Here is a 12,554-nt window from a genome sequence, read left to right on the forward strand (position 1 = left end):
CGAGGGCCCAAGCGCGAGGCAGCCAATGGTCGGTGAACAGATCGGGCGGTACCGGATCGAGTCCGAGCTCGGACGCGGCGGCATGGGCGTCGTGTATCGGGCCACGCAGGTCACGCTCAATCGCACCGTGGCCGTCAAGATGCTGCCACGGCAGATGGCCGACGAAGAGAACCTGGAGCGGTTCCGTCGGGAAGCGCAGACCCTGGCCCAGCTCGCGCACGAAGGCATCGTCCACATCTACGATGTCGAAGAGCACGAGGGCAGCCACTTCATCATCATGGAGTTCGTGGGGGGCGGTTCCCTCGGAGGTGTTATCCAGCGGGAGGCGCCGTTGCCTCCCCACCGCGCGGTCGAGATCACCGCACAGGTGGCCAGCGCGCTTTCGGCAGCCCACCGGCGGGGCATCATCCACCGCGACATCAAGCCCGACAACATCCTCTTCGACGACCAGGGGCGCCCCCGGCTGACGGACTTCGGCATCGCGCACATGCGCGACGCCAACTCGAAGACCAAGACCGGTGTCATGCTCGGCACCCCCTACTACATGTCCCCCGAGCAGGCGCGCGGGAAGCCCGTCACGCCAGCGAGCGATCTCTACGCGCTGGGAGTGCTGCTCTACGAGATGCTGTCCGGCGAGGTGCCCTTCCAGGGCGAGGATGCCGTCGCCATCGCCATCCAACACATCCAGCAGGAGCCTCCGTCGCTGGCGGAACGGGCCCCGGGGACGCCGGCCGAGCTGGTGGCGGTGGTGTCCCGCCTGATGGCCAAGGATCCCGAGCAGCGCTACGCCACCGCCGACGCACTGATCGATGCGTTGCAGGAGGGCGGCTGGGTCGGCAACACGACGCTGGGGCGAAGCTCCCCGCGGGTCTCCGCTGAGCGACCAGCCGTCTCGGCGCCCGACGCGGGTGCGGCCCTCGCGGGTGCAGCCGCGGCGGTGGCCGACGGAGTCCGCCGGGTCGGGAGCTCTACGGCACTCCAGGGGGCGGCCGCTTCGTTGAACCGGACCGCCTGGCTCGGCCTGCCACGCTCCTTCTGGATCGGCGCGCTCCTGCTCGCGGTGGTTGCGGCCGTGGCGTTCTGGCCGTCTTCGAGGCCGCCCGAGCGGCAGGCGCTGGGTCCACAGAGTCCGGTCCCGGCCGGTCCCTCGCCGACCCCTGGCAGCGGGGACAACAACTCCGGGCCCAGCGGCCCGCTCCCGCAGGAAGTCATCGACGTGCTGGTTCCCGGTCGCGAAGGCGACCGAAACGACACGACGTCTACGCCCTCCAACAACGGGGATCGTCCTACGCGGGGCAACCAGGGTGACCGCAACCCCGCCCCCATTGACGACAAGCCGACGCCGCCCCCCGACACCGCCAGGAAACCGCCCCCCGTGGTCCCGGAGGTGCGTGGATTCGACGCGGCCGCGGCCCGACGCGCCATCCTGGCGGTTGTGGAACGTCAACGACGCGCCACCGAGGCGGGGGATCTGCGCGGCCTGCTGGCAGACGTCCACCCGAACCTGATTCCGGAAGCTACCCGCGACATCCAGGCCATGCTCGCCACCGTGGGCGATCTCAGCTCCCAGGTGGCGGATGTGCAGGTCGAGTTCGAAGACGACCATCATGCGTACGTCGAATTCCACACGCACCTGACCGGCCGCCTTCTGGCCACCGGCGAGTTCGTGGAGATCGCCGACGACTGGATCAACTGGTCCATGGTTTACGAGAGCGGCCGCTGGTTGATCTGGGAGTGGTGACGATGGGACGACGCTACGCCGTGGGAGCGCGGTCGGATACCGGCCAGGCGCGCGAGCGCAACGAAGATGCCTTCGGCCTGTACATGGCCTCTCCGTCGGCGGTCGATCCTGCCTTCGACGCCGTGTTCGTCGTGGCGGATGGGCTCGGCGGGCACTCGGGAGGCGACGAGGCGAGCCGCTTGGTCGTCGAAAGCACCCAGGCCTCCGCTCTGGCCACGGAAGGCCACGGCGTCGATGCGGCACCGTGGCTGCGTCGGCTGTTGGACGAGGTGCATCGGACCCTGCTGGCCGAAGCGGGCGGCGGTGATCGCTCCCAGGCGATGGGCAGCACCGCGACCATCGCGGTGCTGAAGGGCGAAACCCTGACCCTCGGCCACGTGGGAGACACGCGCTGCTACCGCCTCCGGGACGGCACCCTCACACAGATCACCGAGGACCACTCCTGGGTCGCCGAACAACAGCGGGCCGGCGTGCTGAGCCCCGAAGAAGCCGCGGCCTACGAGCACCGCAACTGGCTGACACAGAGTCTGGGCGTGGGTGAACGCCTGGAGATTGCCACCTACCAGGAGACGCTCCAGGTCGGAGACCGCTACCTGCTGTGCAGCGATGGCCTGCACGGCCTCGTGGCCGACTCCGTAGTCGCCGATGTCCTGGGCGCTGAGTCCAATCCGGACGCTGCGGCGGAGCGCCTCATCGGCCTCGCCAATGCCGCAGGCGGGACCGACAACATCACCGCGCTGGTCTTCGACGTCCACGACGTCGACCTGGCTGCCGCCACCCTGGGCGACGGCGCGGCGGTGGCAGCGCCCCGGGTGCGGCGCCGGGGTGCGCCTCAAATGGTGCTCGGTACGCTGGTGTTGATCGGGGCTGCCGCCGTGGCCGCGGTGCGCTGGACCCGCGACAGCGCGGCGCCCAGCCCCGACGTGGAGCAGGTGTCCACCCCCGACACGATCCCCGACTCCACCGAACTGCGCGTGATCCCAGGAGCGTCGAGCGAAGTGCGTGGCGACTCCGGTCCAAACCCTCAGGAGTGAACGATGAGCGATCCCGACAAGACCCAGAAGCTCCCCAATCCGGCGCTCGCCAAGACGGTGCGCATCGACCCGTCGGAGCTCGAGCGCGAAATGAAGGGTCGGGAGGACACGGGCCGCAAGACGGTGGTCATGCAGCGGCCGCCCGAGATCGCCGCAGTCGCGTGGTTGGTCTGCGACCGGGGTGAGGACCGCGGGCGCATGCACCGCATCGACGGAGAGAAGGCTGTGGTGGGGGCCGACTCTCTGTGCGAGATCATCATCAAGCACGACCACGTCTCGGATCGTCACGCCAGCATCCGTTTCAAGGACGGTGGCTTCGTGATCACCGACCTCGATAGCACCAACGGCACCACGGTCAATGGAGAGGCTGCGCACCAGCATCCGCTCATGGACGGGGACCGCGTTGGATTCGGCTCGTCCCAGTGGGTCTTCAAGTGCGTGCTGTTCCAGGACAACTAGTTCGATGCATCCCAGGAGAACCGTGATGAAGAGAACGCGTTTTGTGTACGCCTTGATCCTGGGCCTGCTGGCTCTGGCGAGCGCGCTGCCCCGAGCAGTGGAGGCGCAGGATCGCGATGCCGACCAGCGGCAGCGGCTCTACTACGAGGTGAAGCCGGCGACGGTCCTGGTGTGGCTGTCGGCGCAGGCCGACATCGTGGTGCAGAACCAGGACGGCCAGGCAGTTCAGCTCAACTCCCAGATCAGTAGCATGGGATCGGGTTGGCTGGTCTCTCCGGACGGCTTCGTGGTGACCAACGGTCACGTGGTGGAGCTGTACGAGGAGGCGAACGAGGAACAGCTCAGGGGCCAGCTTCTCTACAACGCGCTCGAGAGCGGCGGCGTGTTCGACCGGATCGCGCAGGATCGAGGCTCGGCCCTGAGCGACCAGGACAAGATCCAGACCACCGTCGAGCTGCTGCAGCGTTCCCAGATCACGTTGCGCAAGAGTCTCGACGTCTATCTGCAGAACTGGCAGAAGATGACCGCTGAGGTGCGAGCCTACAGTCCGCCCATGAGCAACTTGCCAGGCAAGACCTCCTTCCCGTGGCAGGGCTCCAGGGAGTCCGGCAGCGACGTGGCCGTGCTCAAGGTCGCAGGCCGCGACCTGCCCACCCTTCGCATCGGCGATTCGGACCGGGTCCAGATCGGTGACGAGATCTTCGTGGCCGGGTACCCCGGTACGGTACTGATGCACCCCTACCTGAGCCCCGAGTCGCAGATGCAGGCCAGCTTCACGCGCGGGCAGGTGTCGGCGGTGAAGGTGGCGGTGGGCGGCAACAGCGTCATCCAGATGGATGCCGCCATCACCCACGGCAATAGCGGTGGCCCGGTCTTCAACGGGGACGGTGAGGTCATCGGCATGGCCACCTTCGGTAGCATCGAGGGCAATCAGATGGTACAGGGCTTCAACTTCGCCGTGCCGTCCAACGTCGCCCGCGGCTACCTGCCGGCCAACGCCACTCTCGAGCCCGGGATGTTCGACCGCACCTGGGACCGCGCGTTGGACAGCTACTATGCCCGTGACTACGCGGCGGCCATCAGCGGCTTCGATGAGGCGATCCGGATTCTGCCCAACCTGCCGGACGCCGCCACGCTGCGCCTGAACTCCATGCAGGCGCGCGATCGCGGGGAGGGGACCAGTGGAGGCGGTTCGTCTCGCATCCCGACCTGGATGATCCTGGCCGCGGTGGCCCTGGGCGGCTTGCTGGTGGTGTCCGGCCTGATGTCGCGTCGGGCGGCTGCCCCCGGAGGCGGTACTTCTCCTGGTCGCGCTGGTGCAGGTCGGGCCGCGCGCTCCACGCCGTCTGCGAACGGCGGTCCGGCGCACCTCATCGCGCAGGCCGGGTCGCTCGCCGGCAATCGCTTCTCCATCACGGGCGCGGGCGTGAAGATCGGCCGCGATCCAGCGGTGTGTCAGGTGGTGCTCTCCGACAGCAGCGTGTCCCGCGAACACGCGCTCGTGGTGGCCTCGGACGGAGGCTACGTCGTCAAGAACCTGAGTGGCACCAATCCCACGTACGTCAACGATCGACCAATCCAGGAAGCCACGCTCAAGAGTGGAGACCGGATCAAGGTCGGCGCGTCCATCTTCTCCCTGGAGGCCTGATGAAGTCGGGTGTGCTCGTGCTCGGAATGCTGGTCGGAGTTGCGACGCCGGCGGCGGCGCAGCTCGGAGCGATCGGTGCGGCGACCGGCGCAGCGGCCGTGTCCACTCCGGACGGTATCAACGCGGCACCGCTCCTGTCGGAGAGCGGCCTGGTGCTGGGCGGCGGCTGGGCCGTGGCTGCCAGCTACAGCATGATTGAGACGACGATCGGGATCTTCGATCCGTTCGAAGGCGCCACCGAAGGGACGCTGACGTCCAGCGGCCTCAGCGTAACGGGTGTCTTCGCTCCGAATCCGGATCTGATGTTGGGAGCGAGCATCACGCCCTACGTGGGCGTGAGCGCGGAGAGCCCGTCGTCGACCTTCGACGACAGCGGCCGGGGGGATGCCTCCATCTTCGCGAAGTACCGCGCGTGGCGTTCGGAGGACGGTCGGTCCAGCTTCGCCGCGACGGGAGCCGTGCGCCTGCCCGTGGGCTCGGAGGACTTCGGTCAGGCCGGTGCCTCCCTCGGCGTCTCAGGAGCGGTAAGCCATCGCTTGGCGGGCGGAAGCCCGTTGACGGTCCACGGCTCGCTGGGGTTTGTCGTGCCCACGGACGATCAGGACGGCATGACGGCGATCAACTTCTCGGGTGCGGGCGTCTACCGGACCAGCGATCGCTTCGCCTTCAGTGGGGAGCTCCTGGGAGCCACCTCGGATGGTGAGTACGCAATCAACCTGGCGCCGGGCGCACGCATCAGCGCGACGTCGCAGTGGCTGATCGATCTGGCGGTGGCGTTCAATGTCGCCTCCAGCCTGGACGTCTCGCCGTTCGACTACGCCTTCGTGCTGGGCGGAACCTACGTACCGTGACTGAGAGGGATGGGCGTCGCCGCTGGCGGCGCCCATTCCCGCGGTTCATCTGCCCTCCCTTCAACGGGGATCCCCCATGCGATTCCTGATCCGCACCGTCGGCTTGGCGGCCGTTCTCGCGTGTTTGCCGTGTGGAGGGGCGGCGCAGACGATCACGGGCTTGCGCCTACGACCCGATCCCGGGGAGTCCGGCGACGGTCAATCGTGGTTTGCGGGTCGGCAGCTGCCCCGGCCCATCCTCCTGCACATCGACAACGTTCCCGACGAGTTGGCGTGTCATCGGACTGCGGTCGTGTTCCGCCCCAGCGAGAACGGGCACCCGTCGCCGGATACCGCCTACGGCGCGTGGAGCGAAGGGCGCTGCCGCGTGGAGACGCGCTGGAACCTGGCCGACCGCGTCGGCCGCCAGCATCTGAAAGCGACGCTCGACGGATACCCCGACGAGCGCGTGGTCCTGGAGGCCACCGGTAGGCAAGGCGCGCGGGTGTTCTTCGGAGTGGCCTACACGCCCCGCCAGGACGCCTATACCACCCTGGTCAAGACCAGCGACACCGCCGTGGTGCAGGCCGGCGACACCACGCGGTTCCTCACCTACGATTCCACCTCGGTGCGGTCGATCGAGCGGCGGGCGGGGGTATTCCCCATCGTCGGAGTCGATTTCCCTCTGTGGCCCTCGGTCGAGCGCCTCCGCCTGTCGGCGGCCATGTCCGTCCGGGAGGATCGCATCTTCTTCTTCGGCATGTCCGGGCTGCAGGCGTTCGTTTTTGGAGAGTCCGCCGAAGCCAGCGCCATCGACCTCCACCTGGGGCTGCAGCTCAGCCGTAGAGACGTGGGGTTCGAGGGTGCGGTGTGCGCTCCGGCTCGGTTCTGCAGCAGGTCCGACCTGCGCGTTGCTGGCGTCACTTTTCTGCTGACCGTGGACAGTGCATCGGCGTTCCGGGGCCTCGCGTCGACACTGCTCCGATGATGCCCGGGGTGGGCGCCTCGTGAAGTCGCTGCGGATCTTCGTCTCGTCACCGGGCGACGTCGGCGCGGAGCGCTCACTGGCCCACCGGGTGGTGGCACGCCTGCAAAACGAATTCGCCGGGCGGGCTCGCCTGGAAGCCGTGTTGTGGGAGCACGAGCCCCTGGTCGCCACGAGCACGTTCCAGACCCAGATCGTCCGCCCCTCCGAGACCGACATCACCATCTGCATCCTCTGGTCCCGCCTGGGCACCCGCCTGCCGGCCGAGTTCGTACGACCCGACGGACGTCGCTATGCCTCCGGCACGGAGTTCGAGTTCGAGGACGCCGTGCAGGGCCTGCGTCGGAGCGGCCGCCCGGAGCTGCTGGTGTACCGAAAGACCACCGACCCGGTGGTGAGTCTTTCCAACCCGGAGGAACTGCTCCGCAAGTTGGAGCAGAAGAAGGCCTTGGACGGATTCATCGAACACTGGTTCTATGACCACGACGATGGGACCTTGCGCGGTGCCTTCCACGCCTTCGAGCGCCCGGAGGAGTTCGAATCGCTCCTGGAGACGCACCTGCGGAAGCTCGTCGAGAGACAACTGCCTCCGGTGGAGCGACCCCTCGAGGCGGTACGGGCGCGCTGGACGCAGGGCTCTCCCTTTCGTGGGCTGCAGGCGTTCGATGTCGAGCACGCGGACGTGTTCTTTGGTCGGACGGCAGCCGTGGGCGAGGTCGTCGATGCGCTCCGGGAACAACAGGGAGCCGGCCGCCCGTTCGTGTTGATCGTGGGGCACAGTGGGGGAGGGAAGTCATCGCTGGCTCGCGCCGGCGTGCTCCCCATGCTGACGCAGCGGGGTGTGATCGAGGGCGTAGGATCGTGGCGCCGCACCATCCTGCGCCCCGGCGACGGCGGCGGGGACCTTCTACACGGACTTGCGGGAGCCCTGCTCGCGCATGGTGCGCTCCCCGAACTCGAGGACGCAGCGGGTGGCCAGGAGGGGCTGGCGCGTCTGCTGCGCGAGTCGCCCACGACGGTGGCGCCGCTCCTCCGCGCGGCGTTGGCCCTGGCGGCGGCGCGCGGTGGCGATCCTGAGCCGGTGTGCCTCGCTCTGGTGGTGGATCAGTTGGAGGAGATCTTCACCCAGGCCGACGAGGAGGAGCGCGGACGCTTCACGGAGGCGTTGGCGGCTCTCGTGGGGACGGGCCGCGTCTGGGCCGTCGCCACACTGCGCGCCGACGTCTATCCGCGGCTCGCGGAGATTCCTCGACTCCTGGAGTTGAAGGAGGGGAAGGGACAGTACGACCTGCGTGCGCCCACACCGGCCGAACTTGGGCAGATCGTGCGCCATCCGGTGGCCGCCGCCGGTCTGCGGCTGGAGGAAGACGCGCTCTCGGGCGTGCGGTTGGAGGATGTGCTGCGAGACTCCGCCGCGCGCATGCCGAACTCCCTCCCTCTGCTGGAATTCACTCTCGAGGAGCTCTATCGACAGCGCGCGTCGGACGGGACGCTGACGCTGGCCGCGTACCGCGAGATCGGCGGGTTGGAAGGCAGCCTGGCGCGGCGCGCGGAGGATGCCTTCCAGGCCTGCGGCCCGTCGGCGCGTGCTGCCTTCACCGCCGTGATGCGCCAGCTGGTGGTGGTGGCGGATCCGGAGGATGCAGGAACGGTCGGCGCGCGGCGAGCGACCTCGACGCAGGTCGCCGCCTCGCCGGGTGCCACCGAGCTCGTTCAGGCACTGGTCGATGCCCGCCTGCTCGTCACGGACCTGGGTCGGGACGGCGAGCCCGTCGTGGGCATCGCGCACGAAGCGCTGCTGAGGCATTGGCCGCGGCTCACCGCGTGGCTGGACGACGATCGTGACCTGCTCAAGGCCCGGGCCCGCCTGGCGCAATCCGCGCGCCGCTGGGCCGAAGAGCGTCGCGCTCTCGAGTATCTGCTTCCGGTCGGGAAGCCACTCGAGGAAGCACGCGATGTGGAGCGGCGGGGAAGCGGGCTCTCCGCACTCGAGCGGGAGTTCCTGGCCGCGTCCACCCATCGAGCGCGGCGCTTCGCTCGCATCCGGCGCGCCGCCTTCGCCGGCCTGGCGGGTCTGACCGTGGTCTCGGCGACCCTGGCCTGGACGGCCTACGACGCTCGCGAACGGGCCTCGGAGGAGGCATTGAGCGCGACGCGCACGCACGAGTTCACCGTGGGCCTGCTTTCCGATTCCGGCGATCCACTGTTCACCGGTGGTGAGGAGTGGACGGTGAAACGGTTGCTGGACTTCGGCACCACGCAGCTCCTCGAGCAGGGTGCGCTCGCCGACGTGCCGCGAACCCGGGCCCGGGCCCTCCTGGAATGGTCCCGCCCCTACGACGTGCGCGAAGAGTTCCCCGCGGCCCTGCGACTGGCGCGCGCCGCCGAAGACGCGGAGGCCGCGCTCAACGGTGTGCCGGACTCAGTGCGGGCGGAGACCTGGTTGACCGTGGGCGAGTACCTGCTGAAGCTCGACAGTCTCGCCAGCGCCCAGGCCTACCTCGAGCGAGCCGTGACGGGACTGGCCGGCACCGCGCGCGAGCCGGCGGCGCTGCGCCAGCTCGGCGATCTGCACCTGGACCAGGGGCGGGCCCTCGATGCGCTCCCCGAACTTGAGGCCGCCCTGGCCGCGGCGCCTCCTGCGGATACCCTGCTGTCGATCGGGATCCTCGGGTCGCTGGGGAGGGCCCGCTATCAACTCGGCGATCCGGAAGGGGCGGAGCGTGCCTACCGCGATGCCCTGCAACGTGCGGACCGCCTGGCTGGAGGGGGGCGTCCCGACGCCTACGCGATGGTGGCGCACCGCTTCTCCAACCTTCTATGGGTCTCGTCCCGGCAGGCGCAGGCCGACTCGATCCTTGCGGAGACCGAGCACCGGCAGGTGGCGATCTTCGGAGAGCGGCACGGGGCAGTGGCCGTCACCGTGAAGCTGCGCGGGGCCCTCGCTCGGTCTCGCGGCGACTTCACGGAGGCGGACAGCTTGCTGCGGCGGGCGCTCTCCATCGAGCAGGCCGCCTATGGCCCGGGACACAGCCATCCGGCCATCACCGAACTGGAACTCTCACAGTTGCTCATGCAAACCGGGAGGTACCAGGAAGCGGATTCGCTCGCGGCCCACGCGCGCGCTGCCCTGGCAGCGTCCCTGGGGGCGCGCCACCCCCGGGTCGCCAGTGCCTGGGTGGTCAGCGGACACGTGCAGCGCGCCCAGGGCCGCTACGACGCCGCGTTGGCGGCGTACGACTCCGCGCTCGCTTGCGATCTGAGCGAGGGTGCCGACCTGTCCCGGGACCGCGTGCTGATCGAGCGGGGGTCGCTGCGCGCGGAGGTCGGCGACCGCACCGGGGCGGAATCGGATCTGACCCAGGCGCTCGAGCTGGTGCGGGCCCTGGGAGACCGCGGGCGCGAGGCGGCTGCGCTCGAGGAACTGGAGACCGCCCTGTACCATCTCGACGACTACGAGGCGGCCGAGCAGTGGGCGGAGGAGGGGCTGAGGGTCAAGCGGGAGGTGTACGCCGCGGGAAGTCCACAGATCGCAGCGGCCCTGGGAGACGTCGCCTTCTATCGCGCGGCCAGGGGCGATCGCGAAGGCACCTTGATCGCGCTACGCGAGGGATGGTCGATCCTGGATTCCATCCAGGCCCCCGACGCCGACGCCTTCCAGGCGCATCGGGCGCTGATCGGTCCGCTGCTGGTGTTGGACGACGTGCCGACGGCGATCGATCGTGCGGATCGCCTGCGGGTCCTCCTGGAACAGGCCGAGCCCCCGCGGCCGGCCGAACTCGCCGACGTGCTGGTTCGCGAGGGTCGCCTCGTGCTTGCCTCCGGAGATCGCCCGCGTGCGCGCGCATTGGCCCGTCGCGGGGTCGAGTTGCTCACGGACCAGTTCGGCGCGGATCATCCCGAGACCGAGGCGGCGCGTCAGCTGTTGGCCGAGGCGCGCTGAGCCCACCGCCAGACTGGCGTGGGCTTCGTCGCAACGTCCGGGCCTTGGGCTCGGAACGTTAGCTGGACGGTAGGTCCACCACTCCGCGGCGCACCAGCCCTTCGATCACAGTGGAGCCGGCACCCGGGTCCTCCATCAAGAGACGGATCGGAAACGGGGTCGTCGACGCGACGTGGAGCACCGGCAGCCCCGCCCGCAGCGCTCGGCGGACGACCTGCCCCGTGCCGCCGCGACCTCGCTCACGGTCGCCGTCCCAGAGCGCGATCAACAGGTCGGTCGACTCGATGAGGGCGTCGCCGACCGCCTCGTAGGCAGCGGCCCGCGTCGCTGAGTCCGTGGCGTCGCGATCCAGCGACGCGCGGTGTGCGGCGCGCTCCAGCAATGCCCGGAAGGCGTCGACCGAGGCGGGGCCACGGAAGTCGCGCTCATAGCTCTCGGCGGCAAACGGGAGGATTACCTCCAGGCGGTACCCCAGTGCCAGGGCCTCCTCGGCCACGATGCGATCCGCTCCCTCCGCCAGCGGTGAGACCAACGTGCCAACTCGCTCCTCGGCCAACGCCACCAGCAGGGCACGCACACGCTCCCGCAGCAGCTCGGCTTGCGAGCCCACCAGATCGTGCAAGGTGCGGTGGCCGGTCACGCCGACGCGCACGGGCGCGTCCGCGTCGGTCAAGGCACGTCTCTCTTGAACCGGTCGGGGAAGTGGTCGAGATGGACCTGAGCCGCGGCCGCGCGTTGGCCCACCTCGTCCAACTCCGGGATCTTGGCCACGTTGGTCATCTCACGCAGCGAGCTCGCTTCCTTCTCGGAATACGTGAGTCCCAAGCCCGACAGGGCGTCCGGGTCGAGTCCGACGTTGTAGCGCAGGTAGTGGAGAAGGGGTTGTGGACCCAACAGATCGGAACCGAGATCTCCGATCTGACTATCGATCTCGTGCGCGGTCGGGCTGCGGGACAACCACTGCAGCATGGTGCGGTTCAGCTCGCCGGCGTCGCTCATCATCTGAACCATGAGCAGCGCCAACCAATGCAGTTGTGTGTACTTCTTCAGCTTCTGCGGAGGGGCCTTGGCCACGAAGCTGCCCGTGCCCACCGAGCAGAGCAGGATCCGCTCGGCGCCGAGGGGCCAGCCAAGCCCGAAGCCCTGAAGCGTCGCTACCATCAGGAGCTGAAGGGCCGGGTCCCCGTGCATGCTCACTGCCCCATCCACGAACACGCCCCCCTCGCCCCCTCCCAGATCCTTGATCCACTGCGGGGCGAAGTAGGTCGGGGCCGCCGTGGAGGCTCGCACCACCTCCCAGAGCTTGAGATGGCGGTTCATTTCGTAGTACCGATGCCCGGGGATGTTCACCAGCACCCAGACGGATCCGGTGTCCGCCCGCTTGGCGATGATGGTGAGGCCCACCCTGAGCCGCTCCGAGTCCAGGCGCCAGTCGTGGAGCTCCGATCGCAGGACCTCCCCTACCGCCTTCTCGTCGAACTTGGCCCCCACGATGCGGCCGAACGGCCCCAGGAGCGACCGTTTGGGCTTGAAGGCGTCCGCCCCCAGCTTGTGGTAGAGCCGACGGATCTCCCCCACTGGCCACCCCAGGGCCAGCGCCGTCGCGATCACCGAGCCGGTGCTGGTCCCCCCGATCAGGTCGAAGTAGTCGGCAAGCACCAGGTCCGGTGCGCCATGTTGCTCCCGGAGCAGGGACTCGATGCGCTCGAGGTAGCCAAGCGTCACGAGCCCGCGAATGCCGCCTCCGTCCAGGGCCAGCAGGCGTTTGGGGCCGGGCAGCGAGAGGCGGGCTTCCAGAGTGGTCACGGACGGCATCCTGATGGAGGGGGTGCGTCGGGCTCCACTGTAGGGCCGGAAAGAAACCGAAGGCAAGGCGAGGGGCCGGGTCCGGGCGGCCCGCCCGCCCGGACCAGC

Annotated in this window: 9 protein-coding genes; 7 read left to right on the forward strand and 2 right to left on the reverse strand. The window is 69.1% G+C overall.

Features of this window, described 5'->3' with window-relative positions; all coding sequences use genetic code 11:
• Positions 1 to 25 precede the first annotated feature (25 nt).
• The 7 genes from R3E10_00555 to R3E10_00585 all read left to right on the forward strand — a co-directional run bounded on the left by R3E10_00555 (position 26) and on the right by R3E10_00585 (position 10,640).
• Complete coding sequence (locus R3E10_00555) at positions 26 to 1,741, forward strand: protein kinase (GenBank protein MEZ4414222.1); 1,716 nt, start codon at positions 26 to 28, stop codon at positions 1,739 to 1,741.
• A gap of 2 nt (positions 1,742 to 1,743) precedes the next feature.
• Positions 1,744 to 2,775 carry a protein phosphatase 2C domain-containing protein gene (locus R3E10_00560; protein ID MEZ4414223.1) on the forward strand — a complete coding sequence of 344 codons (1,032 nt, stop codon included), beginning with the start codon at positions 1,744 to 1,746 and terminating at the stop codon, positions 2,773 to 2,775.
• Positions 2,776 to 2,778: 3 nt separating this feature from the next.
• Complete coding sequence (locus tag R3E10_00565) at positions 2,779 to 3,234, forward strand: FHA domain-containing protein (GenBank protein MEZ4414224.1); 456 nt, start codon at positions 2,779 to 2,781, stop codon at positions 3,232 to 3,234.
• Positions 3,235 to 3,259: 25 nt separating this feature from the next.
• Complete coding sequence (locus R3E10_00570; protein MEZ4414225.1) at positions 3,260 to 4,882, forward strand: trypsin-like peptidase domain-containing protein; 1,623 nt, start codon at positions 3,260 to 3,262, stop codon at positions 4,880 to 4,882.
• On the forward strand, positions 4,882 to 5,733 hold the full coding sequence (locus tag R3E10_00575; GenBank protein ID MEZ4414226.1) for a transporter: 852 nt from the start codon (positions 4,882 to 4,884) through the stop codon (positions 5,731 to 5,733). The genes R3E10_00570 and R3E10_00575 overlap by 1 nt, the downstream gene beginning before the upstream one ends.
• 76 nt (positions 5,734 to 5,809) lie before the next feature.
• Positions 5,810 to 6,700 (forward strand): hypothetical protein, encoded by an 891-nt coding sequence (locus tag R3E10_00580; GenBank protein MEZ4414227.1) that lies wholly within the window; start codon positions 5,810 to 5,812, stop codon positions 6,698 to 6,700.
• A gap of 19 nt (positions 6,701 to 6,719) precedes the next feature.
• On the forward strand, positions 6,720 to 10,640 hold the full coding sequence (locus tag R3E10_00585) for a tetratricopeptide repeat protein (GenBank protein ID MEZ4414228.1): 3,921 nt from the start codon (positions 6,720 to 6,722) through the stop codon (positions 10,638 to 10,640).
• A 58-nt stretch (positions 10,641 to 10,698) separates the two neighbouring features.
• On the opposite strand, the gene R3E10_00590 is transcribed toward R3E10_00585, so the two are convergent.
• Positions 10,699 to 11,313, reverse strand: a complete 615-nt coding sequence (locus R3E10_00590) for a hypothetical protein (GenBank protein ID MEZ4414229.1) — start codon at positions 11,311 to 11,313, stop codon at positions 10,699 to 10,701.
• Complete coding sequence (locus tag R3E10_00595; protein MEZ4414230.1) at positions 11,310 to 12,446, reverse strand: patatin-like phospholipase family protein; 1,137 nt, start codon at positions 12,444 to 12,446, stop codon at positions 11,310 to 11,312. Before R3E10_00595 ends, R3E10_00590 begins: the two co-directional genes overlap by 4 nt.
• Positions 12,447 to 12,554: the final 108 nt, after the last annotated feature.

It is taken from the genome of Gemmatimonadota bacterium (genome assembly GCA_041390105.1).
Taxonomy (GTDB): domain Bacteria; phylum Gemmatimonadota; class Gemmatimonadetes; order Longimicrobiales; family Gaopeijiaceae; genus JAGQIF01.